At 60.8% G+C, this 24,505-nt stretch carries 17 protein-coding genes; 10 read left to right on the top strand and 7 right to left on the bottom strand.

Features of this window, described 5'->3' with window-relative positions; translation table 11 throughout:
• Position 1: 1 nt before the first annotated feature.
• The 6 genes from I2H38_RS02250 to I2H38_RS02225 form a co-directional block, all read right to left on the bottom strand.
• A complete protein-coding gene (locus I2H38_RS02250; RefSeq protein ID WP_196270162.1) occupies positions 2-904 on the bottom strand; it encodes an ABC transporter permease in 903 nt (300 codons plus the stop codon).
• Positions 901-1,908 (bottom strand): ABC transporter permease, encoded by a 1,008-nt coding sequence (locus I2H38_RS02245; RefSeq protein WP_196270161.1) that lies wholly within the window; start codon positions 1,906-1,908, stop codon positions 901-903. Before I2H38_RS02245 ends, I2H38_RS02250 begins: the two co-directional genes overlap by 4 nt.
• A gap of 37 nt (positions 1,909-1,945) precedes the next feature.
• The gene (locus tag I2H38_RS02240; RefSeq protein ID WP_196270160.1) at positions 1,946-3,475 is read right to left on the bottom strand and encodes an ABC transporter substrate-binding protein; all 1,530 of its coding nucleotides are present in this window, start codon (positions 3,473-3,475) and stop codon (positions 1,946-1,948) included.
• A gap of 228 nt (positions 3,476-3,703) precedes the next feature.
• Positions 3,704-6,958, bottom strand: coding sequence for an error-prone DNA polymerase (locus I2H38_RS02235; protein WP_196270159.1), 3,255 nt, complete (start codon positions 6,956-6,958; stop codon positions 3,704-3,706).
• Positions 6,955-8,460, bottom strand: coding sequence for a Y-family DNA polymerase (locus tag I2H38_RS02230; protein WP_196270158.1), 1,506 nt, complete (start codon positions 8,458-8,460; stop codon positions 6,955-6,957). The genes I2H38_RS02235 and I2H38_RS02230 overlap by 4 nt, the downstream gene beginning before the upstream one ends.
• A complete protein-coding gene (locus I2H38_RS02225) occupies positions 8,378-9,109 on the bottom strand; it encodes an ImuA family protein (RefSeq protein WP_229426496.1) in 732 nt (243 codons plus the stop codon). Before I2H38_RS02225 ends, I2H38_RS02230 begins: the two co-directional genes overlap by 83 nt.
• Before the next feature lie 489 nt (positions 9,110-9,598).
• Between I2H38_RS02225 and I2H38_RS02220 the strand changes: the two genes are divergently transcribed.
• The 7 genes from I2H38_RS02220 (at position 9,599) to I2H38_RS02190 (ending at position 17,220) form a co-directional block, all read left to right on the top strand.
• Complete coding sequence (locus I2H38_RS02220; RefSeq protein ID WP_324617342.1) at positions 9,599-11,170, top strand: TIGR04028 family ABC transporter substrate-binding protein; 1,572 nt, start codon at positions 9,599-9,601, stop codon at positions 11,168-11,170.
• A gap of 86 nt (positions 11,171-11,256) precedes the next feature.
• Positions 11,257-12,201 (top strand): ABC transporter permease, encoded by a 945-nt coding sequence (locus tag I2H38_RS02215; protein WP_196270156.1) that lies wholly within the window; start codon positions 11,257-11,259, stop codon positions 12,199-12,201.
• Positions 12,198-13,115: an ABC transporter permease gene (locus tag I2H38_RS02210; RefSeq protein WP_196270155.1), complete on the top strand. Its 918-nt coding sequence runs from the start codon at positions 12,198-12,200 to the stop codon at positions 13,113-13,115. Before I2H38_RS02215 ends, I2H38_RS02210 begins: the two co-directional genes overlap by 4 nt.
• Positions 13,112-14,776 carry a dipeptide ABC transporter ATP-binding protein gene (locus I2H38_RS02205; protein ID WP_196270154.1) on the top strand — a complete coding sequence of 555 codons (1,665 nt, stop codon included), beginning with the start codon at positions 13,112-13,114 and terminating at the stop codon, positions 14,774-14,776. The genes I2H38_RS02210 and I2H38_RS02205 overlap by 4 nt, the downstream gene beginning before the upstream one ends.
• Positions 14,777-14,806: 30 nt before the next feature.
• Positions 14,807-15,853 carry a putative FMN-dependent luciferase-like monooxygenase gene (locus I2H38_RS02200; protein ID WP_196270153.1) on the top strand — a complete coding sequence of 349 codons (1,047 nt, stop codon included), beginning with the start codon at positions 14,807-14,809 and terminating at the stop codon, positions 15,851-15,853.
• Positions 15,854-15,929: 76 nt separating this feature from the next.
• Positions 15,930-16,595 carry a CMD domain protein gene (locus I2H38_RS02195; protein WP_196270152.1) on the top strand — a complete coding sequence of 222 codons (666 nt, stop codon included), beginning with the start codon at positions 15,930-15,932 and terminating at the stop codon, positions 16,593-16,595.
• A 16-nt stretch (positions 16,596-16,611) separates the two neighbouring features.
• Complete coding sequence (locus I2H38_RS02190) at positions 16,612-17,220, top strand: alkylhydroperoxidase domain protein (protein WP_196270151.1); 609 nt, start codon at positions 16,612-16,614, stop codon at positions 17,218-17,220.
• A 321-nt stretch (positions 17,221-17,541) separates the two neighbouring features.
• Here I2H38_RS02190 and I2H38_RS02185 read toward each other — a convergent pair whose 3' ends face one another.
• Positions 17,542-18,150, bottom strand: coding sequence for an IMPACT family protein (locus tag I2H38_RS02185; RefSeq protein ID WP_196270150.1), 609 nt, complete (start codon positions 18,148-18,150; stop codon positions 17,542-17,544).
• A 187-nt stretch (positions 18,151-18,337) separates the two neighbouring features.
• Between I2H38_RS02185 and pepT the strand changes: the two genes are divergently transcribed.
• The 3 genes from pepT to aspT all read left to right on the top strand — a co-directional run bounded on the left by pepT (position 18,338) and on the right by aspT (position 24,498).
• Positions 18,338-19,573, top strand: coding sequence for a peptidase T (pepT, locus tag I2H38_RS02180; RefSeq protein ID WP_196270149.1), 1,236 nt, complete (start codon positions 18,338-18,340; stop codon positions 19,571-19,573).
• Positions 19,574-19,985: 412 nt separating this feature from the next.
• Positions 19,986-22,754, top strand: coding sequence for an aminotransferase class I/II-fold pyridoxal phosphate-dependent enzyme (locus I2H38_RS02175; protein WP_196270148.1), 2,769 nt, complete (start codon positions 19,986-19,988; stop codon positions 22,752-22,754).
• A gap of 52 nt (positions 22,755-22,806) precedes the next feature.
• Complete coding sequence (gene aspT, locus I2H38_RS02170) at positions 22,807-24,498, top strand: aspartate-alanine antiporter (RefSeq protein ID WP_196270147.1); 1,692 nt, start codon at positions 22,807-22,809, stop codon at positions 24,496-24,498.
• Positions 24,499-24,505 lie beyond the last annotated feature (7 nt).

Genomic DNA, 24,505 nt, shown 5'->3' with positions numbered 1-24,505 from the left:
CTCAGTCACTGAACTTCGGGTCGAATGCATCGCGAAGGCCCTGACTGGCGACATTGATCGAGAGGACGAGGAATAGAATGGCGATGCCGGGGAAGGTGCAGACCCACCACGCATCGAGAATGAAGGCGCGGCCATCGGCCACCATCGAGCCCCAGGAGGCTGTGGGCGGTTGCACGCCGATGCCGAGGAACGACAAACTCGCCTCCAGGATGATCACGTGCGCCATCCGGATCGTCGACACGACAATCACCGGCGACAGGATGTTGGGCAAAATTTCCCGAAACATGATGTGGAGGCGCGGCGCACCGACCGCGCGGGCGGCTTCCACATATTCCATCTCGCGCGCCGCAAGCACCTCACCACGCACGACACGGGCAGGCACAACCCATTCCTTGTAGACCAGCGCCAGAATGATGTTCTGCAGGCCGGGGCCCATCATCGCCATCAAGGCGATGGCAAAGATGAGATAGGGGAAGCCGAGCAGAATATCGACGAGCCGCGAGATCCCGATATCGACCCAGCCGCGCATGTAGCCGGCGGCGAGGCCGAGGACCGTTCCGATCACGGTGGCGATTAGGACGACCGCCAATCCGATGGTGATCGATACCTGAGAGCCGTAGATGATCCGCGAGAGAATATCGCGGCCGAGCGCATCGCAGCCGAGAAGATAGCTCCACTCTCCGCCTTCCATCCAGGCCGGAGCCTGAAGTCGGCGCAGAAGGTCGGTCTCGTAAGGATCGTGCGGGGCGAGCCAGGGCGCCAGCACAGCCATGAGCACGAAGGCAAGGACCACGATCGCTGCGACCATCGAGAAACGGTCCGCCGCGAACCGGCGCAGGCTTTGCCATGTCGGCGTCTCGATCCGCTCGGCGGTCATCACGGGCACGCGCACTGCGATACTCATAGGCGCACCCTCGGGTTAAGCATCGTGTAGAGCACGTCGGCGATGAAGTTCAGCAGCACGTAAGTCACGGCGTAGAACAGCACGGCGGCCTGCACGAGAGGATAGTTGCGCACGAAAATGCTCTCAACGACGAGGCGGCCGAGGCCCGGCCAGCCGAACACCGTTTCAACCACCATGTTACCCCCGAGCAGCGAACCGGTTTCGATCGCAGCGACCGTGACGGTCGGCACAAGTGCGTTCTTGAGGGCGTGACGCCAGAGCACCCGCCGACGGGAGATGCCTTTGGCCTGCGCGAACACGATATAATCCGACCGCAGAACTTCGAGCATGGCCGCCCGTTGAACGCGGGTCAGAACGGCAGCCATGGGGAGTGCCAGGGTGAGAGCCGGCAAGATCAGATGCGACAGCGCGTTCGCGAAACAATCCGGCCGTCCGCGGAGGAGACTGTCGATGGTCACCAGGGTGGTGATGGCGGGCACTTCGCACGCGAACTCCATCCGCCCTGAAACGGGCAGGAGTTTCAAATGGACGGCGAAGAGAATGATCAGGATGATCCCGAACCAGAAGCCGGGCAAGGAAATGCCGAACAGCGACCCCAACGCGGCCAGCCTGTCGACGAGCTTGTTCTTCTTCACCGCCGCGACGACGCCGAGCGGGACGGAAATGGCAATAGCGAGGAGCAAAGCCGCAAGCGTCAGTTCGACCGTTGCCGGCAGACGCTCCGCGATCACCTCCGCAACCGGACGGCGGTGAAAGAAGCTCAGGCCGAAATTGCCGGTCAGCGCATTTCCGAGAAACACGCCGAACCGCTCCAATGCGGGGCGATCGAGCCCCATATCGTGGCGCATCGCCTGCACCTGCTGAGGCGTTGCCTGCTGATCGGCAAGCATGATCTCGACGGGATCTCCGGGCGTCAGCGCCATCATCACGAAGACGATGACGCTGACGCCAAGAAGAACCGGCACGAGTTGGGCGATACGCCCCACGAGCGCCAATGGCTTCATGAGGCTCTCTCCACTGAGCAGATGCCGCGATGGTTCATTACTTCACGCAGGCGTCGTGAAGGTTGATGCGGCTGTCGGCGCTCGGCTCCCACCCGCTGACACGCTTCGACACGCCGTAGATGTCCTGCGGCAGCCACAGGAACATCCAGGGGGCGTCCTTGTTCACGATCACCTGAGCCTTCTTGTAGAGATCCGCGCGCTTGGTCTGGTCCAACTCGACATTGGCGGCGTCGAGCAGGGCATCGACTTCCTTGTTGGAGTAGAAGGCGCTGTTGCCGCGATCCCCGGTCCGAAGGGTCGGAACGAAGATGTCCGCCGGATCGAGCGAGCCGTTGCCCCAGGATGTGAAGTACATGTCGCCGGTCTTCTCGCTGGTCGGCAACCATTTCGCGCGCAGCGTCGAGCCTTCGACCACATTCACCTTGGCCCGGATGTTGGCCTTGGTCAGCATGGCGGCGACGGCTTCCACCATCTCCTTGAACGCCCCTTCCGTGTCGAGCGTCACATCGACGCCATTCGGGTAACCCGCCTCGGTAAGGAGCTTCTTGGCTCCTTCGGGATCGAAGGGATAGGCCGGGAGGTTGGGATTGTAGCCGAACGCGTCCGGGCTCATGACGCCGTTCAGCGGCTCGGCTGTCCCCAACAGAACCTTTTCGATGATGAGGGCCTTGTTGACCGCCATGTTCGCGGCCTTGCGGACGCGCACGTCATCGAACGGCTTCTTCGTGTTGTTCAAAGCGACAAAGAAAGTGCGCGTGCCGTTGACCTTCATCACCTTCGTGTTCGCGCTCGCCTCCACCTTCTTCATGTCGTAGGGCGGCAGCTCGTTGATGATGTCGACCTCTCCGGCGAGCAGAGCCGCGACGCGCGACGCGTTTTCCGGGATGATCTTGAAGATGGCGCGATCGACACAAGCCTTTCCAACCGGAGGAATGTCGGTCGCACCGCCGTAATATCCGTCATAGCGCTGGAGAATGATGGAATCGCCCTTGCGCCATTCGACGAGCTTGAACGGACCCGTACCGTTGGTCTGGGTCGCCAGCCCTTGCGAGCCGACCTTCTCCGTGAAGGCCTTGCTGACCACCTCTTGGACCGGCAGCATGGCGGGCAGGATCGGCCAGGGCTCGCTCAAGGTGAAGCGCACGGTCTGGTCGTCCACCTTCGAGATTGCCTTGACCGGCCCCACGAGATCCTTGCGCGGGCTGGTCTGTCCTCCCATTGCGCCGTCCTTGGTCAGGCGCTCGAAGGTGAAGACGATGTCGTCGGCCGTCATCGCCGAACCGTCGTGGAAGGTGACCCCCTTCCTGATCTTGAAGTCATAGGTGAGCGGATCGACCTGCGTCCATGACTCAGCCAATTCCGAAACAACCTTCATTTTGGCGTCGCGGGTCAGGAGGCCGTCATAGATATTCCGGATGATGGTTTCCGTTTCGCGTTTGCGATGATTGGCGGGATCCAGCGTCAACGCATCAAGCGTGAAGCCGACCCGGAGCTCACTTGCCATGACGTGAGCGGGGATCGCCACAGTCATTGCGAGCGCCGTGATAGCGAGAGTCTTGCGAAGCATTCTTCCCCTCCTTGCCGCGACCAGCGTTCCCTAGATGTTATGCGCGCGGATGGAATAAGGCATGGCAAAAAACATGCCAGGTTCCATTTGACGCAAATTTCGCAAATTTGTCCGCGACATAGTATGAGGCTAGCGAAAAAAATGCGCTACGCGCGAGCGTGAAAATCCCGCGTGACGCGCAGATTCTTCACGCGTTAAGGCATGTCTCTTCGGCCCGGCGCTGCACCATCAGCGAAAATCCCTCGTCTTCACCTTGATCCCGCTACCGGGCCGGAGGTCGGGAATGTAGATGTCGCGGGGCTTTCGGCCGAGTCCCTCCCGGTCGCGCGGATCGGGGCCGCCGGTTTTGGCTTCATCGCCACGTCCATGAGGGAGCGGGAAAGGCTCGTCCCGTTCGCCGACGCTTCGCAAAAGGTCGGAGAGATCGATAAGGTGTTCGGCAACCACATGGATCACCTCCCCTTCCCGCTGCACGCGCCCCCGACAGGCAACCATGCCCGCAGATAGAATGAGATATCGTTGTTTTTCGAACAGGGACGGCCAGATAATGAGATTCGCGACGTCCGTCTCATCCTCGATGGTCATGAACAAGACGCCTTTGGCGGAGCCCGGTTTCTGACGCACGAGAACGAGCCCAGGAACCGTTACGCGGAGTCCGTCGCGGGTGGATTTGAGGTCGGAACAACGGATCATGCGTCTTTGCTCCAGATCATCGCGCAAGAACGCGAGCGGATGTGAGCGCAGGGTCAGGCCCTTCGAGCGATAATCTTCAACGACCTCCCGGCCCAGCGTCATGGACGTCAGGGAGACCACCGGTTCGATGACCTCCGCACGTAATTGCGCATCGCGTTCGTCCGCCGCAGCGAAGAGCGGCAGAGGCGCATCGCTCAGACCCTTGATTGTCCAGAGCGCATCGCGGCGGTTGCTGTCGAGAGAGCCGAAAGCATCCGCCTCGGCCAAGCGTTCAAACGCTGAGACCGGCACCCTCGCGCGAAGCCACAATTCTTCGACGGATGAGAACGGCATGTCGCCGCGCGCAAGCACGATGGAAGCGCCGTCGGCATTGGAAAGGCCCTTCGCCAAGCGCAGGCCGAGGCGCACGGCGAAACGGCTCTTGTCATTCGTCCGCTCGAGCGTGCAATCCCATCGGGAATGGTTCACATCGACTGGACGAACCTCGATGCCATGCTGGCGGGCATCGCGCACGATCTGCGCCGGGGCGTAGAAACCCATCGGCTGGGCGTTCAGAAGCGCACAACAGAACACGTCCGGGTGATGACACTTCATCCAGGACGAGGCATAGGCGATCAACGCGAAGGAAGCCGCGTGGCTCTCGGGGAAGCCATAGGAGCCGAAGCCTTCAAGCTGCTTGAAGATACGTTCGGCGAATTCCTGGGTGTAGCCCCGATCCAACATGCCGTTCGTCAGCTTCTCCTGGAATTTTGACACATCGCCCTTGAACTTGAAGGTCGCCATGGAGCGACGGAGTTGATCGGCCTCGGAGGGCGTGAAGCCAGCGCACTCAATGGCGACCCGCATCGCCTGCTCCTGGAACAGTGGCACGCCGAGGGTCTTGCCAAGCACCCGCTCCAGCTCCGGTGTCGGGTAGGAGACCTCCTCCCGCCCCTCGCGACGGCGGATATAGGGATGCACCATATCGCCCTGGATCGGACCGGGACGGACGATGGCGACTTCGATAACAAGATCATAGAAGGTCTTGGGCTTCATGCGGGGCAGCATGGCCATCTGCGCCCTACTCTCGATCTGGAACACGCCGAGCGTGTCGGCCTGCCTGATCATGGCATAGGTTTTCGGGTCCTCCGGCGGGATCGAGGCCAGAGTGTGCGAGATGCCTTTCTGCTCACGCATAAGATCGAAGGCGCGGCGCATGCAGCCGAGCATGCCGAGGCCGAGCACATCGACCTTCATGAAGCGCAGAATCTCGATGTCGTTCTTGTCCCATTCGATAACCTGCCGGTTTTCCATGGCGGCGGGCTCAATGGGCACGAGATCGTCGAGGCGATCCTGCGTCAGCACGAAGCCACCCGGGTGCTGGGAAAGATGGCGCGGCGCGCCGATCAGGTCGCGGGCGAGTTCGAGCGTGAGACGCAAACGCGGATCGTCCAGGTTGAGGTTGAGATCCTTCGCCTCGCGCTCGCCCACCCCTTCCGCGCTCCACCCCCAGACGAGACCGGACAAGCCTCCCGTCACATCCTCTGGCACGCCCAGAACCTTGCCGACTTCCCGCACGGCCCCGCGCGCGCGATAGCAACTCACCACGGCGGTCAACGCGGCGCGATTGCGACCGTAGGTGTCGTAGATCCATTGAATGACCTCTTCCCGCCGCTCGTGCTCGAAGTCGACATCGATATCCGGCGGCTCGTTGCGCTCTTGCGAGATGAAGCGCTCGAACAAAAGTTCGGAACGCATCGGATCGATGGAAGTGATGCCGAGCACATAGCAGACGGCGGAATTCGCCGCCGAGCCACGCCCCTGGCACAGAATTTCCCGCGAGCGCGCAAAGTTCACGATGGAATGGACGGTGAGAAAGTAAGGGGCGTAGTTGAGGCTCTCAATCAGGTTCAATTCATGCCGCAATTGCGCGGCCACCTTGTCGGACAAACCTTCGGGATAGCGGCGTTTTGCACCATCCCAGGTCAGGCGCTCCAGCTTTTCCTGCGCCGTCTCGCCAGGTTCGGTTTCGCTTGGATATTGATAGCGCAATTCATCGAGCGAGAAGCGGCAGCGCCGCACGATCTCGCCCGTCCGCGCGACCGCTTCCGCGTGCCGCTCGAACAGGCGTTTCATCTCGGTCGGATCTTTCAGAAAGCGATCCGCGTGCCGTTCCAGATGGAACCCCGCCCGATCGATGGTGCAGCCCTGGCGGATGCAGGCCACCACATCCTGCAACATGCGGCGCGCGGGATGGTGATAGAGAATATCGCCCATCGCGACACTCGGCACGCCCTCGCCTTGAGCGGCCTGCTCCACCTGCCAGAGGCGCAAATATTCGTTCGGCGCGAAGCGGCGGATCAGCGCCATATAGGCGCGGTTGCCGAAAGTGCGTTTCAAACGCTTTAGATTGGACGAAAGAGCTTCATCCGCATGATCGCCCAAAAGAACCGCGAGAAGACCTTCGCTCCAGACTTCCACGTCGTCCCACGTGAGCGCGCATTTGCCCTTCCCTGCCCGGCCCTTGCCGAGACTGAGCAGGCGACACAGGCGCGAATAGGCGGCCTTGTCGGTCGGGTACACGAGAAGCGATGTTCCATCGGTAAGATCGAGCCGACATCCGACCACGAGACGAATGCCGGTTTCCTTCGACGCCTCATAGGCGCGCACGATCCCGGCCAATGAATTCCGGTCAACGATACCGAGGGCCGACAGGCCGAGACGCTTCGCCTGCTCGAACAATTCGCGTGGGCTCGAGGCACCCCGCAGGAACGAGAAATGCGTTGTGATCTGGAGTTCGGCATAACTCATGCGAACACCCCATGCAGCCACCAGCGGCCGCCCTGATCCGCCGGTGCATCGCGAAAGAGCCAGAAGCGCGCGCCCTGTTCGTTCTCAACCCGGTAGTAGTCGCGCAAGGACGAGCGCTCTTTATCGGAGAGCCACCATTCCCCGGTGATGCGCTCCGGCCCATCGGCCCTCACCACACGGTGACGCACGCGCCGCCAGATGAAGAAGGCAGGCGGATGATCCGGCAAGAGCGCCGTCGCGGTGACGGATTCCGGTGGATCGAGCAGGCGCGTTGGACGCGGCAGGCCATCCGGCCATGTCAGCCCCGTCATCGGCGCAAGCGCGGGAATACGTTGCATGGAGCGTTCCGGCAAACGGCTCTCGACCGGCGCAAGGCGATAGACGTGTTTTGGGCCAAGCCGCGCCCCGAGCCTGTCAACGAGGCGGCTGAGATCGACACCGGAGGCGCCGTCGCTCCCGAGTTCGGCCGCCTCCACCTGTTTATCGCTCAAAGGCTCGACCTTGCTGGCGATCAGGATTGCCGCCTCGATACCGAAGCCGGGATCGACCGTTTGCAGTCGCTCATCGAAGAGTTTGGCGAGATGTTTTGCATCCCGCGTCGCCTTCGCGGTTCCGACCCGAAGCGCGACGCTGCGGCGGTCCACGCGCTCGAAGATCAGATCGAGACGGCGAATGCCGAGCGCAGAGCGCGTGAGATCGTGACACAGCAATTGCGCGAGGCGCTGCACGACGGCGGCCAGATCCTCAAGCCGTCCGATCGGCTCAGTGAAGCCCACGCGCCGCAGGGGCGTCTCTTTTGGCAAGAGCGGATTGAGCGGTTCAAAGACCTGCCCGAAGGCCTGGTCAAGCCTCAACGCCACATCCTTGCCGAACCGGCGTACCATCGGCGCACGCGGCATGGCGGCGAGTTGCCCGATGCGTTCGACGCCAAGACGATGCAGTCCGTCGACTGTCTCAGCCGACAGCCGCAAAGCTGCAACGGGAAGACCCGCAATGGCATCGATAGCCCGCCCCGGCGAAACAAGTGCCTGATGGCCGTAGCGGGCCACGGCCCAGGCAGTACCCGGTGCATCGGCGACACTCGCCATGGCCTGAATGCCTTGCGTGGTCAGCCGCCTCACCAGATGGGCAACGAGCTTTTCTTCTCCGCCGAAGAGGTGCGCGGCTCCTGCAATATCGATCCAGATTCCATCCGGCGGGTTCGGCGCGACGATGGGGGAATAACCGATGCACCAGCGCGCCAATTCGTTGAGAGAGGCTCTATCTTCTTCCGGTGTCGCATCGACGATATGCAGGTTCGGCACAAGAGCTTGCGCATGCGCGATGGTTTGCCCCGCGCGCAGTCCGAGCGCGCGGGCTGCCCGATCGACCGCACCGATGAGACGGCGGGAGCCCTCAGTGATCACGGTGACAAGCGGCTCATCTGGTGGCGGCGCGCCGAACCGGCGTCTGATCCGGTCGGTCGGCCAGGTCGGAAGGTAGAGCGAGACGACCCTTCTCATTGCAGGCCTCCAGAATCCAGGAATGAGGTTCACCGCCTCGGCAACGCAGAAGTTCGACATGCCAGCAGACACGGCCTAAGCCCGGTGTCGGCAAGGCGAGCGACGGATGAGGTGAAATGCGCCAGCGCGTCACGGCGGCGCTCGGCAAGCTGGCAAGTTCCTTTTCGGCCACCGTCCACCATCGCCGCAGCACGAAAGCCGGTACGTTCGAAGCCTCGGCGGCAAGTTGAAGCCGCCGCGAAGCCGTCAACCCGAGCCGCGTCACCTCCCCGACAACGGCGGCAAGTCCCTTCTCTCGCAGCCCCTCCTCCATCACGGCCAAGACGTCGCGCTCACGAAACGTCTCTGCATAGATCACCCTGTCCGGGTGAAGCCCGGCATTCATAAATCCTGGCGCGAACAGGTCGCGGCGGTTGAGGCACCACAGCACCGGGCCTTTGAGGCGCGCCACGACCCCCGCCACGAAAAGCGTCGCCGCCCCGGCGAACTCGGAGCCAGGTCCGGCCTCGATCAACTCGTGCAAGGCCCCGAGAGCAAGGCCTTCACCGGGCAATCGACGGTCGATGGGCGCGAGGCCGAACGGCAAAACCGCGCGGCTACGACGCCCATGTTCCAGGCGCTCGATCCGGTGCCGTAAATCGGCAAGCATCCTCTGTCGCCCGGTACGCATGCACCTTGCCCAAAACCTTATTTCTCAACCAATGTTCCTATTATGTTCTAATTTCGAAAGGAGTCAAATGGGCTCTTGTCGGGGCCCGTTGAAGCGGAAGCGTCCGCAAAAGCGTTTATCACTCCGGATTGTCTCGTTCTATATACAGAACGATTTCCACCGTCCGCTTTAAGATTCGCCACAAACTCCGGTTGAATTCTGTCGATTTTAGCCGATTTGTGAAGATTTTTCTTTCAGATCAATCATTTTTAGAAGGTGTCATTCGCCAGCGTCGTTCTAAAAAAAGAACATTCTCGTTGCCGTTTCGGACCATTCCCCGGATAATCATCCCCATCAAACGGTTATCCGAGCCGGCCTGGCAGGGAAGGAACGATCTTGTCTCTCAATCTACGCTTCAGAACGAAATCCGGTCTCACCGCCCTGGCGACGGCCTCGCTTCTTGCAGGGTTCGCGGGCGCAGCGACAACAGTGCTGGCTGCCAGCCAACCCGACAAACCGGTCATCGGCGGCACACTGGTCTATCTCGACCAGCAAGCCCACACGAACCTTTATCCGCCTGCCGGGGGCTTCTATCCGAATGGCGGGGTCCTCAACCAGATCACGGACAAGCTGACCCATCAGAACCCCGAGACGCTGGAAATCGAACCCTGGATCGCCGAATCCTGGACCGTCAACGCTGACGCGACCGAGTACACATTCAAGATCCGCCCGGGTGTGACATTCTCCGACGGCACGCCGCTGGATGCGAACGCCGTCGCCAAGAATTACGACATCTTCGGCCTCGGCAACAAAGCCCTGAAGCTTCCGGTCTCGGAAGTAATCAACAACTACGACCGCAGCGAGGTGATCGGTGCTCGCACGGTGAAATTCTACTTCAAGAAACCATCGCCCGGGTTCCTTCAAGGAACTTCTGTGATCGGGTCCGGCCTCGTTTCGCTGGCCACGCTATCGCTGTCTTACGAAGAACTCGGCGATGCGACGAAGATCATCGGGTCCGGTCCGTTTGTGGTCACTGGAGAAAAGCTCGGTCGTGAACTCACGCTTGCTGCGCGCAAGGACTACAACTGGGGACCCGCAAAGCTGGCTCACCAAGGCCGTGCCTATCTGGACGCCATCAAGATCATCGTCACGCCGGAGGACAGCGTGCGCATCGGCGCGCTCCTCGCCGGCCAGGCGGACTACATCCGCCAGATCCAGGCCTACGACGAGAAACAAGTCGAGGCGCAAGCCTATCAGATCTATGCGCCCTCGACCCGCGGCGTGAACAATAGCGTCGTTTTCCGCCCGGACAATCCGCTCGTCTCGGATGTCCGCGTCCGCCGTGCGCTGCTGAACGCAACGAATGCCGATGAGATCGTCACGACGCTCTTCTCGTCCAATTATCCGAAGGCGACTTCGATCATCGCCAAGACGGCCCAGGGCTATGTCGATTTGTCCTCGAAGCTGACTTACGACGTCGCAAAAGCCAAGACTTTGCTCGACGAGGCCGGTTGGCGTGTGGGCACCAACGGCATCCGCCAGAAGGACGGGCAGCAACTCGTGCTGGCGGCGTATGAATCCCCGCCGCAACCGCAGAACAAGGAGACGCTCCAACTCGTTGCCCAGCAATGGGGCAAGGTGGGTGTGAAACTGAACGTCCTCGCCGGAGACGCCGGCAGCAAGACCGTGGACAGTCTGGACCCGCTCAAGACAGCGGTTGCGCCAGGAATGGTCGGGCGTGCGGACCCTGACGTGATCAAGAGTCAGTACTACCCCACCAATCGCAACGTGCTGCTGCAGAAGGGCGGCAACAGCGACAAGGTCAAGACATTCCTCGACGACAAGCTGAACACGCTCTTGGACAACCTTGCATCCGAGCCGGACAGGGCCAAGCGTCTCGCCATCGTCGGTGATGTTCAGAGCTACGTGCTGGATCAGGCTTACGTCATTCCGATCTTCGAAGAACCACAAGCCTTCGCCGTGGCCCCTTATGTCAAAGGGGTGGCCTTCGAGGCTGTCGGACGTCCGAGCTTCTACAACGTTTGGCTGGCACCTCGCTGACCGTCGCACGAACTCGCCCGGATCTCGCTGAACGCCGAGGTCCGGGCAACCTTCACGGATCTGCTTCTTCCGGAATGGAGCCTTTCATGTCGAGATATCTGATTGGTCGGATCGGGCAGGCGGTGATCGTGCTTTGGGCAGCCTTCACGGTCTCGTTCATTCTGCTGCAGGCCTTGCCCGGCGACGCCATCCTCATCAAGTTCCTGAACCCCGAACTGGGCTTGGGGCCCGAGCAGATTGCCGACATCCGCGCATCCTACGCGGTCGATACTCCGATCTGGACGCAATATGCGCACTCCCTCGGCAATTTCCTCACCGGGAATTTCGGATATTCCGTGCACGCCGGCGTTCCGGTCAGCCACGTTCTTCTGGCCAACCTGCCCTCGACGCTGCGCCTCGCGACATTCGGGTTTCTGATTGCGGCTCTCCTCGCCGTCGCGATCTCCTTCCTGTCGACATTGATCGGATTTTCGTGGATCCGCGCGGTCATTCAATCCCTGCCGGCGCTGTTCATCTCGGTCCCGGTGTTCTGGCTCGGGATCATGCTGATCCAGATTTTTTCGTTTCAGCTGAAACTCATCCCGGTCATCAATCCTGGTGAATGGGAGGCGCTCATTCTTCCGGTGGCAGCGCTGGCGCTCCCGATCTCGGCGCCGTTGGCGCAGGTGCTGATGCGCAACATCGATCACGTCCTGACAGAGCCCTTCGTGGCGGTGGCGCGAGCCAAAGGCGCGACGCGAAGCTGGGTTCTATGGCGGCACGTCACGCGAAACGCGCTGCTGCCGACGCTAACGATCGCGGGCATCCTGTTCGGGGAACTTCTGGCCGGTGCCGTCGTCACCGAAGCGGTCTTCGGACTCAACGGGATCGGCAGCGTCACACAGCAGGCGGTGGGCAATCAGGACATAGCCGTCCTTCAGGCCATCGTCGTTTTCTCCGCCACCGCCTTCGTCATCATCAACCTTGTCGTGGATCTGCTCTACCCCGTGTTCGATCCACGCCTCAGGAGCAAAAGAGAGGCATCAGCATGACGACCTTCGACACGACAGAGCGAACTCTCCTGCAACCCGAAGGAGGCTTTCTCGGAAAAGTCTCTGCGGCCCTTCCTTTCCGTCGCCAAGCGGAGGCTAAAAGCTGGTCCCATCGTCTCAAAGGGGCCCAGATCGGCTTGGTGCTGGCTTGGTTCATGATTGCCATTGCAATCCTTTGGGCTGTCTTTCCTGAATTGTTTACAAGCCATAGCGGCACCGTCGGCGTGGCCGGCACCCAACTCCGTGCCCCCAGCGCCGCGCATTGGCTTGGCACCGATGCGCTCGGTCGCGATGTGTTCGCACGTATCATCTATGGGGCCGTGAACTCGCTGTCCGGCGCGTTCGTCTCGGTGACTGTCGGCTTGCTGTTCGGAACCGCGCTCGGCCTGATTGCGGGCTCGGTCAGAGGCATGATCGGCGATGTCATCATGCGGATCGTCGACGTGCTTCTCTCCATCCCGAACCTCCTCCTGTCTCTTACCATCATCATTCTGCTGGGTTTCGGGACGATCAACGCCGCAATCGCGGTCGGCATCACCTCCGTCGCCAGTTTCGCCCGGCTCGCCCGGTCCGAGGTCGTCCGCGTACGTAACAGTGATTATGTCGAAGCGGCCTTCGGCAGTGGTGGCACATTCGGCCGCGTTCTGTTGCGCCACATATTGCCCAACTCCCTGACGTCCGTGATCGCGCTCGCGGCGTTGCAGTTCGGGTCCGCTATCCTGGCCATCTCGACGCTGGGCTTTCTGGGGTATGGCGCGCCGCCGCCGACGCCGGAATGGGGCCTGCTCATCGCGGAAGGACGCAATTACATCGCAAGGGCCTGGTGGCTCACCGCCGTCCCCGGCTTCGTCGTGATCCTTGTCGTGCTGTCCGCAAACCGCATCAGCCAATCCTTTGGAAAGGTCAGGACATGACTCTCGCCCCCGACCTTGCAGCCCCACCAGCAAGAGCGCTGGACACACCGGTGCTCGAAATCGACAATCTGGTCCTCGCCTACAAGGATGACGAAGCGTTTCACCCGGTCGTCCACGGCGTCTCCTTTCAAGTGCGGCCGGGTGAGGTCGTTGCGCTGGTGGGCGAGTCCGGCTCCGGCAAAACCACTACGGCGCAAGCCGTCATCGGGCTTCTGGCCGAGAACGGCCGCCTGGAATCCGGCGCGATCCGCCTCAACGGCACCGACATTTCAACGTGGTCGCGAAGGCAGCTCGACGCGATACGCGGCAGCAAGATCAGCCTGATCCCGCAGGATCCGACGAGCTCGCTCAATCCGGTCAAGACCATCGGCGACCAGGTTGGCGAGATCCTGAAGATTCACGGCCGCGGCGATAAGAAAGCGATTGAGGCGCGCGTCATCGAGCTATTGGCCCGGGTCGGCCTGTCTCGCCCGGAATTGCGCGCCAGGCAATATCCGCACGAATTGTCCGGCGGCATGCGTCAGCGCGTTTTGATCGCCATCGCTATCGCACTCGAACCGGCGCTGATTATTGCCGACGAGCCAACCAGCGCGCTCGACGTGACGGTGCAAAAGCGCATTCTCGATCTCATCGACGACCTTCGCCGCGAATTCGGAACCGCCGTTTTACTTGTGACCCACGATTTGGGTGTCGCCGCCGACCGGTCCAACCATCTGGTGGTCTTGCAAGGCGGGCGTATTCAGGAACAGGGACCCACGGCTCAGGTCCTTGCCGCGCCACGCAGCCCCTACACCCGCAAGCTGCTGACGGACGCGCCCTCGCTCACCAAGGCGCAGCGCCCATCGAAGGGGAAATCGACATCGGCCGCGAGCGACGAATATTCCATCGTCGTCGAGGACCTCGTCCAGGATTTTTCACTTGGAAGCGGGCGCGAAAAGTTCAGAGCCGTCGATGGCGTCTCGTTCAAAGTGCGCAAGGGATCCACTCACGCAATCGTGGGGGAATCCGGCTCGGGCAAGACGACCACAGCTCGCAGCGTGGTTGCGTTTCAGAAGCCGACCTCGGGGCGCATTCTCGTCGATGGAATCGACGTCACGACTCTCCACGGCGAATCCCTCCGCCAGTTCCGCAAGAAAATCCAGCTCGTCTATCAGAACCCCTTCGGCTCCCTGGATCCGTTGCAAAGCGTTTTTCAAATCATCGAGGAGCCTCTGCTCAATTTCGGCCAGATCGCGAGGAAGGATCGCGCCAGGAAGGTTCACGATATCCTCGGGCGCGTCGGCCTTCCCCAATCGGTGCTGACCCGGAAACCCCGCGCCCTCTCCGGAGGTCAGAGACAGCGCGTCGCCATTGCCCGCGCGCTCGTCCTCGACCCACAAGTGCTCGTGTTGGACGAGGCGGTTTCCGCGCTCGACGTGACGGTTCAAGCCCAAATCTTGAACCTTCTGGACGAACTCCAGCAGGTGCTGGGACTGACCTACCTGTTCATTTCGCACGATCTCGCGGTGGTCCGCCAGATCTCGGACACGGTCTCGGTTCTGCGCAATGGACGGCTGGTCGACAGCGGGACGGTCGAAGACGTGTTTCTGCGCCCAGGCAGCGAATACACGCGTGAGCTCATCGAGGCGATCCCGGGCACGAAGACCCTTTCCCATGCATGACAATTCAAACCTGTTTCTCGGAGCTTACGAATGACGATAACTGCAACAACAAAGCGGCTCGGTTTCTTCACTCGCCTTCTCGATGAAGGGAGCGCCGCGGAACGCTATCGGTTTGCGACCGAACAGATCCTCCAGGCCGAACGGTTCGGGTTCGACTCCGCATGGGTCGCCCAGCACCATTTCCATGAAGCGGAGGGAGGACTTCCCGCTCCGTTGGTCTTTCTCGCCCAGGTGGCGGCGCAAACATCCAGAATCCGCCTTGGAACGGGCATCATCACACTGCCGCTTGAAAACCCGATCCGGGTTGCCGAGGACACCGCCGTGCTCGATCTCCTCTCCGGCGGACGCCTCGAGGTTGGTGTCGGCTCAGGCGGAACGCCCTCCTCTTTCACCGCCTTCGGCCTGGACAGCGCGAACCGCGGCGAGATTTTCGGGCGATACCTCAAAAATGTCCGCGACGCGTGGAACGGCCAGCCGTTCGAAGGCGGCGACACGCTTTATCCGGCCGCGTCTCAATTGAGCGACCGGATCTGGCAGGCGACGTTCTCGGTCGCGGGCGGTGCACGAGCCGGCGAGGCTGGAGACGGTCTGATGCTGTCACGCACGCAGCCACGATCCAAGGACGCGCCGCATGCCTCGCTTGCGGACCTCCAGCACCCCATCATCGACGCCTATCTCGAAAAGCTGCCTCCTGGCCGGGAACCGCGCATTCTCGGCTCACGTACACTCTTCGTCGCGGATGACCGGGAAGAGGCGCTGCGTTTCGCGGAAAAGGGATTGCGGCGCATCGCAGACCATTTCCAGGAAAAGGGGCACGTCCTGCCGGGGAATTCCCTGCCCGACCTCATTGCCGCTTTCGACACCCATGTCGGCACGCCGGAAGACGTGATCGCCTCACTCACCGCGGACACCACCCTTTCGCGCGTCACGGATGTGGTCTTCCAGGTGCATTCGGTCGACCCGCCGCATCCATACATTTTGCGTTCCATCGAACTGATCGCGAACGAGGTCGCACCTGCTTTCGGCTGGCGGAAACCGAGCGAGAAGCTGGAACGGCGCGTCGCTCTGTTGAGATGAGACCCCGAGCGCATCGGCGGGCGCCGGGCTTGAGGTTCCGAAAGCCGACCAATTTGAGAGAGAAAGTGAGAAAGCAATGAGTGCATCGACGACCGACGTCATCGACCTCCTTTCCGGCATCGAGCCGGATTCGTATCTTCAAGGCATTCGAGACCAACGCCCGCAGGCGCGGGAGAATGCGCAGAAAAGCTATCAAGCTCTGTTCGAGCCGGAGTTTCCGGGAAATGTCACGGCGCTCGAGCGCTATGCCGTTGCAACCTTCGTCGCAGGCCTTCATCGCCAACCAACCGTGACCGACTTCTATGCGTCGGCTTTACGCAGGGCGGACCGATCCGGCATCGCCGACGCGGTCGATGCGGAGGCCGCACGCGGCGCGACGCGAGGCCCCTATGGCAGCTACCCGAAAGGCCCCCTGACCATCGAGAACAAAGATGGCTTGGTCTATCGCGTATCGGATGACGCCCGAGCGCTCCTTGGCCACAGGCTCGCGGCCGCATTCGAGCACGCCCATCTGCTGGTTTTCCGCCCGCGCGATGCGAGCCCGGAAGCGCTGCAAAGGCTGTTGGACGCGGGTTGGTCGACGACCGATATCGTCACCCTGTCGCAGCTGGTGTCGTTCCTTGCATTCCAAATCCGCGTGATCGCGGGACTGCGGACACTCGCGGCGGCGCCTGATCGGAAACTTGCCGATGTCGGTTCCAAGACGCTTTTCACCGGCGCCTTGGCGTCCGGGCACATCTAGGCGGGAGAAAGCTCTCATGACCAAGTCAACCATCACCTATGCCGACAACCTTGAGCCCGTTTCCTTCACCCAGGAGGAACTTGGCTGGCTGCCATGGCTGGAGCCTTTTCCCGCGGACGAACTGACGGAGCGACACTGGGCGGGGCTTGTCGACGCGTCTCGCGCCAAGTCCCCTTACTTTCTCCTGCTGGCACGCGATCCGGACATTCTTCAGGCCAGAACCAAGACGGATAAGGACATTTTCTACAACACGAGTTCCGGCCTGCCACGCGCGGAACGCGAGCTCTCGGCCACCGCGACATCGCGATATAACGGCTGTATCTTCTGCGCGTCCGTTCATTCGCGCTTCGCCACCCAGTTCTCCAAGCGCAAGGACGATGTTCAACGCCTTCTGGATGAAGGTATCGGCGTGGAAATCGACACGCGCTGGAGCGCCATCATCGCGGCCTCGATCGCGTTGACTGCGACACCCGGCGAGTTTGAGGCTCAGCATATCGAGCGTCTGCGCGCTGCCGGACTTGATGACATCGAGATCGTGGACGTCATCAATGGCTCCGCGTTCTTCAACTGGGCGAACAGATTGATGCTCTCACTCGGAGAACCAACGCGCCCAGCCCCACGCTAGCAACGAAGCGGCGACGGTGACGTCACTGGGGGCCCCGTCTCCAATGGGCGCAAGGCTTTGCGCCCATACAGGCGCCCATCGTGACACATCATGTCCCTGCCGGCGGTGCCGCGCACACAAATGCGGCACCGTCGCTGCCACTCTACGAAGAGTGGAGGCAACCATCCCCTCACCACGGAACTCCACCGCGCATGTGAGCCGATGCCCCTGCTCGTCCCGCCGAGGCGGATTGCGAAGCCGAACCGGTCCTTGTGACCGATCTGTCCTGCGTAACCGCCTTCCGCTCGCCGGGGGATGCACGCTTGGGCGTGTCGGGTGACGTTAATCCGCGGTTCCTGCCAGCGTGACGGGTCGTGAGATGCGAGCACGTCCACTCGTGACGTCAGTGATCATTTGAACGATCTGCTGGGCAGCTGCCTCAGGAAGAGCCGCTTTGATAACCGCACCTGTCTCTGTGAAACTTTCGCCCAGGACTTGAACACCTCCGACACTTGCAAGCCGCGCGCGTACCAGTGCAAGGTCGGAGAACGTCGCGATGATGGTTGTTTCCTGAACGGCAAGGATCTCTACCAGAGGTGATGCGCGCAGGCAGGCCGCCGCAACCCCGCCATAGGCGCGGATGAGACCGCCGCTCCCAAGAAGGATGCCTCCGAACCAACGGGTCACCACGACCGCAACGGTATCGAGCTGAAGGCGATCGATGGCTTGCAGGATCGGCTTGCCGGCCGTGCCGCTGGGCTCGCCATCATCGCTGGACCGACAGGTCTGGCCTACCCGCCACGCCCAGCAGTTATGGTTGGCGGCAGGATGGGAATGGGCGGCGATCAAGGCTTTTGCTGCCTGCTCGCTCGCAACCGGTCCGGCGAAAGCAACAAACCGGCTCTTCTTGATAATCTGCTCGAGAGATGTGGCTCGTTCCAGCGTGAACATATGCCCACATAGCGCCGAAGTTGCGGTCCGGGCAACTGGAGGTCCCCCGGATGACTGATCCCTGGCATCAGTGGCCGGGGCGACCGATAAGGGCGCTCCAAAACAAGGATTTTCCGACAACCCATTCACGAGACAGCTTCGCCCCGCTACAAATCGGTTGTCATCCTTACCCATTCGGATCGTCCCCATGGCCACCAGCGTTACAGATCGTTTTCTCCGTTACGTCGTCATCGACACTCAATCCGACGCCAAGTCCTCGACACAGCCATCGACCGAGAAGCAGAAGAACCTTGGCCGTCTGGTGGTCGAGGAGCTCCTCGAGATCGGTATCTCCGACGCTCATCTCGACGAGCACGGGTATGTCTATGCGACCATTCCGTCGAATACGGCCAAAAACAACGTTCCTGTCATCTGCTTCTGCGCCCACATGGACACGGCTCCTGACTTCAGTGGCACCAACGTCAAGCCGCAGGTCGTCAGGAACTACCAGGGCGCTGACATCCCCCTACCGGGCGATCCGAGCCAAATCATCCGGGTCGTTGAAAATCAAGTGTTGAAGGACCTGATCGGCAACGACATCATCACGTCGGACGGCACGACGCTCTTGGGCGCCGACGACAAGGCCGGGATTGCCGAAATCGTGGCGGCGACCGAATTCCTGATCAACAACCCGGACATCAAGCACGGCACGATCCGCATCCTCTTCACCACCGACGAGGAGATCGGCCGCGGGGTTAACAAGGTCGACCTCAAAAAGCTCGGTGCCGACTTCGGCTACACGATGGACGGCGAGACGGCTGGCACCATTGAGGACGAGACCTTCTCCGCCGATGCGGTGGAGATTACCATCAAGGGCGTGGCGATCCATCCGGGGTTCGCCTACGGCAAGATGGAAAACGCCATCAGGATAGCCGGGGCCGTCATCGCGCGTCTGCCGAAGGACATGGCGCCCGAGACGACGAAGGGCCGTGATGGTTTCATCCATCCGACCGGCGTTTCCGGAGTGATGGAAAAGGCGACACTCAGCTTCATCATCCGCGACTTCACGGAGGATGGCCTCAAGAGCAAGGAGGCCCTGCTGGAAAAGATCACCAAGGAGGTGATGGAGGGTTATCCGGGTTCCAGCTACACCTTCACCGTCAAGGAACAGTACCGCAACATGAAGGTCGTGCTCGACCGGCATCCGGAGATCGTCGACTACGCGGTTGAAGCGATCCGCCGCGCTGGAATGACGCCGGTGCGCGGTTCTATTCGCGGCGGCACGGACGGTTCGCGCCTCTCGTTCATGGGGCTTCCTTGCGCCAATATCTTCGCTGGCGGCCATGCCTTCCATTCCCCACTGGAATTCGTCAGCAGCCAGGACATGGAAAAAGCAGCGAAGACTATTGTCGAGCTCGCCAAACTCTGGGAGGAGCGCGCGTAAGCGCCGCTTCTCCTTGGGACCATGTGAAGGACTGTTTTTGAGGCAGACACTTCGACTCCCCCTGCCCTTCACGAAGATCTGGTTAGGCCGACGAACCAAAGCCTTGCTTCGGCTTCGTGCCATGTCCGGACGTTGAATGAGGCCCCTCTGCGCGGGAGTCCGGCATTTCAGACTATGGTGCGGATAGGACTGGGTCTCCGCCTGAACTCGTTTGAATTTGAGCTATGTCACTAAATGCCAAGAACCTGTCCCCATGTGTCAAGCTGGGAAACCCCTCCTCGTGTAAACTGAACCATGGAGGCACCTATGCGTATATTCTCTGAGCCCTGATCAGGTTGCGGGCGCTCGGTTGGCTTGTGTGCAGAGGTGTAGGCTTCAGGCCTGACAGCGGTCGTTCTCGAAGGAGGAGTCCATGACAGCGGATTCGAGCCCGGACGCATACTCAGTCGACCACTTTTTCTCCGCGCCGTCTGCCCGACTTGATCGCTGGCGCGATGTTCATGCGGCTGCCAGAGCTTGGGTCAATCGCGAGGTTGAGCGGCATGCCGTCGAGGCAGCGCTCGACGAGGTTGGGGTCATCGAGGAGTATTACGCATTCCCTGGCCCGGAGCTGATGGCGGCGCTGCGTGAGCAGCTTCAAGACGAAGACCCAACCGGCTTCTTATCACTTTCCAAACGGATATCGCTTGCCATTATCACTGGGAACTACAAGCACGATCCCAAAGAATGGGAAACGGCGGACGACATCTTCGCGAAACCTGCCGATCTTCTCCCACCCGCGATCGGGGCACAGCCGCAGACCCGCCCCTACTTCGAGCTCTTGCTCGTAACGCCCGCCCCCGCTCCGCGATGGCCGCACATCATCGCTGAGTTTCGCCGATTGCGTCGGCCGGAAGACGCATTCGTCTACGAGGTCGTTCCCGTGGCCAGCCTCGAAGATGCGATCTGTGCCATCGTGCTTAATCCTGACATAGCGGCGGTGGCCCTCTATGAAGGCTTCGCCTTGAAGTCGCGCTACGATGCCCCGGTTCTCCGCCGGGTCATTGCAGCTCAAAAAGCAGCATTGGAGAAGGCCGGTGAAGCCGATCTGGCGCTTCTTCTTGCGGACAGACTAAAGGCAATCCGGCCGGAGCTCGATATCTACTTGTTGTCCGACAGGCGGGTGGAAAGGCTTGCCGGCGATCCGCGCGCCACGATCTTTCGCCGCGTCATGTATCAGATCGAAGAACCGTTGGAACTTCACCTGTCCATTCTAGAGGGCATCGAGGCGCGATACGAGACACCGTTCTTCGATAATCTCAAGCACTACGCTCAACGTCCGATCAGCACGTTTCACGCCCTCCCGATTGCTAGGGGCAAGTCTGTCTTCCGATCACCGTGGATCCGCGACATGGGCCAGTTCTACGGGATCAACCTATTCCTGGCGGAAAGCAGTGCGACCACGGGCGGCCTTGATAGTCTGCTTGAGCCGACCGGCAACATCAAACGAGCGCAGGAAATGGCTGCGCGCGCGTTCGGCGCCGACCGTGTATTCTTTGTAACCAATGGAACCAGCACGTCCAACAAGATGGTGCTTCAGGCGCTCGTGGCCCCGGGCGACATCGTTATCCTTGACCGCAATTGCCACAAGTCGCACCACTATGGGCTAGTGCTGTGCGGCGCCCAGCCTCTCTACGTCGAGGCATTTCCGATGCCGGAATTCTCGATGTACGGAGCGGTGCCACTGCGCACGATCAAGAAGGCACTGCTGGATCTGAAGGCGGAGGATCGGCTCGACCGCGTCAAAATGGTCGACCTGACCAACTGTACCTTCGACGGCCATATCTACAATGTCCGTCGCGTGATGGAAGAATGTCTCGCGATCAAGCCGGACCTCATCTTCCTCTGGGACGAGGCGTGGTTTGGTTTTGCGCGGTGGTCGCCGTTCCTCCGGCCGCGAACCGCCATGGGGGCCGCAGCCGACATTGAAGCCTGGATGAGAAGCGCTGACGCTCTCGCCAAGTATGAACGTCACCGCGCCGAAATCGGCGAAAGCCCATCGCGGGAGACCCTGCTGGACACCCATTTAGTGCCAGATCCCCGCGCCATTCGGTTGCGGGTTTACCAGACAAATTCGACCCACAAGTCGATGTCAGCCATCCGCCAGGGGTCGATGGTTCTGGTCAAAGATGTCGACTTCCCCACAGTAGAAGCGCAGTTTCACGAGGCCATCTTTACGCATGCCTCGACCAGCCCCAATCAGCAAATCATCGCGAGCCTTGATGTCGCGCGGCGGCAGATGGAACTCGAAGGTTACGGCCTCGTGATGAATGCGATGGAGGTTGCGCTGGATATCCGTCGCGAGGTCAACGCTCATCCGCTGATAGCGAAATACTTCCGCATCGTCGGAGCGGATGGAATGATTCCTGAAGAATACCGCACCAGCGGCTTCATCGATTTTCTGGCTCCCGGTACTCGATGGGACGATCAGTTACGCAGTATGCGGGAGGACGAGTTCTGCCTCGACCCGACGCGTATGACATTGGTCTGCGGTACTGCGGGCTTCGACGGGACATCCTTTAAGGGATTGCTTGCATCCGAGTACAATATCCAGGTCAACAAAACGTCCCGAAACTCCGTCTTGCTGCAATCGAACATCAATAACACGCGCAGCGACGTGGCTCAGCTGATCAGCATCCTCCTGAGGATCTGCAACAGCATCGAGACCCGCCTCATGCAGGGCGGTGAAGGCGAGCGACAGGCGTTCGCGGCCCGGGTGCACAGCCTGATGAAAGACGTACCTGATCTGCCGGACTTCAGCCGATTTCATGAAGCGTTCCGCTATGACGCCGGGGCAACAACGCCTGAAGGTGATATTCGCGGTGCATTCTTCGCCGCCTATGCGCCGGAGGATTGCGAATACGTTCGACTGGACAGCCCAGAGTGCGACAAACGTCTCCGCGAAGGACCGGAGATGGTTTCGGCCAACTTCGTGATTCCCTACCCGCCAGGGTTTCCGATCATGGTGCCGGGTCAGGTAATCACCCAGGCCGCCATCAATTTCATGCGTCAACTCGATGTGAAAGAGATCCACGGCTACGAGAAAGCGAAAGGGCTCAAGCTGCTCAGGCCAGACGCGATCATGAGCAAGAACGATGCTCGCGCAACCTCGAGCGCCCGCAGACGGTCACAGGCAGCATAAAGGATGCACTAAGTCTCGCGCGGGGTTTGCACTCGAATGAAAGGGAAGGGACATGTTTGCATGGTTCGCCAATACGCTTCGTACCTATCCTGAAATCGCTCTTTTTCTCTCTCTGGGCATCGGGTACTACGTGGGGAGTTTTTCCTACCGCGGTTTCAGCCTCGGCGCGGTCACCTCGACCCTCATCGCGGCCGTCATTATCGGACAAATCGGGATCACGATTTCCCCGAACGTCAAAGCGACCTTCTTCCTGATGTTCTTATTCGCCGTAGGTTACGGCGTTGGTCCGCAATTCGTCCGCGGCATTGCCAAAGACGGAACTCCACAGGCGTTGTTTGCAGTCGTCGTTGCCGTGCTTTGTCTTGCCGCTTCCATTGTGGCTGCGCGCGTCGCTGGGTACGACATCGGATACACTGCGGGTTTGTATGCCGGCTCGCAGACCATCTCGGCGTCGATGGGGCTCGCTACGGATGCCATCAATCGCTTAGGCCTTCCATCGGATCAGACCAAGGCCCTTCTCGATGCCATGCCGGTTGCTTATGCCGTCACGTACATATTCGGAACAGTGGGCTCAGCCGTCATTCTCGCTCTGCTCGGCCCGAAGCTGCTCGGCGTCGATCTCGTCCAAGCTTGCAAGGATTACGAAGCCCGTCTGGGAGGCGGGAAAGAACTTGGGGGAGAAGGCTCCGTTTGGCACCGCTGGGAGCTGCGCGCTTTTCGCCTGCGGTCGGGTGCTCGCGCCGCCGGAATGAAGGCGGTTGAGGCGGAGGAGCTCGTACCCGACGCCCGCGTCTTCATCGAGCGCATTCGCCGCAACGGAAAAATCGAGGATGCGACGGCTGATACCGTGCTGCAGGAAGGCGATATCGTAGCGGTGGCCGGTCCCCGCGAAACGCTGGTGAACCTCATCGGGCGAGCAGCCGACGAGGTCGAGGACCCAGAACTCCTCGACGTTAAGGCAGAGGGCTTCGACGTCTATGTCACCAACAAGGATGTGGATGGAAAGACGCTTTCTGAACTTGCCCAACTCCCGCAGGCTCGCGGGGTTTTTCTTCGTCGCATCTTACGCGGTGCACTCGCCACACGCATTCCCATTCTTCCGAACACAGTGATCAATCGCGGTGATATTCTGACGATCGTGGGTCGCTCACAGGATACGGCGGCGCTCGCCAAACTTCTCGGCTATCCCGACCGGCCGAGCGATGTCGCAGATGTCGCGTTCATCGGGGGAGCCATCACGCTCGGCGCCCTCATCGGCGCCCTTGTCTTCAAGGTAGGCGGATTGCCACTCACGCTGTCGACGGCTGGGGGCGCTTTGATCGCAGGACTTGTTTTCGGCTGGCTGCGAGCAGTGAGACCCATGTTCGGCCGGATTCCGTCGTCAACCGTCTGGTTCATGAACTCAGTCGGCCTCTCCATGTTCATCGCCGTGGTCGGCATATCGGCAGGTCCCGGTTTCGTCAAAGGGCTTCAAACCCAAGGCATCGGTCTCTTCATCTGGGGCATCTGCGCGACATCGGTGCCGCTGATTCTCGCGATGTTTGTGGGCAAATACGTCTTCCGCTTCGATCCTGCGATTTTGCTTGGATGCTGCGCTGGGGCGCGCACGACGACGGCCGCGCTCGGCATGATCTGTGAAACCGCCAAGAGCCAAGTACCGGCGCTCGGCTATACCGTCACCTATGCCGTCGGCAACACGCTACTCACCATCTGGGGGATGATCATCGTCATGTTGATGACCTAGCATTCGC

Origin of the sequence: Microvirga alba (genome assembly GCF_015694465.1) — a bacterium.
GTDB lineage: Bacteria > Pseudomonadota > Alphaproteobacteria > Rhizobiales > Beijerinckiaceae > Microvirga > Microvirga alba.
This window is presented reverse-complemented; position numbering and strand designations above follow the sequence as displayed.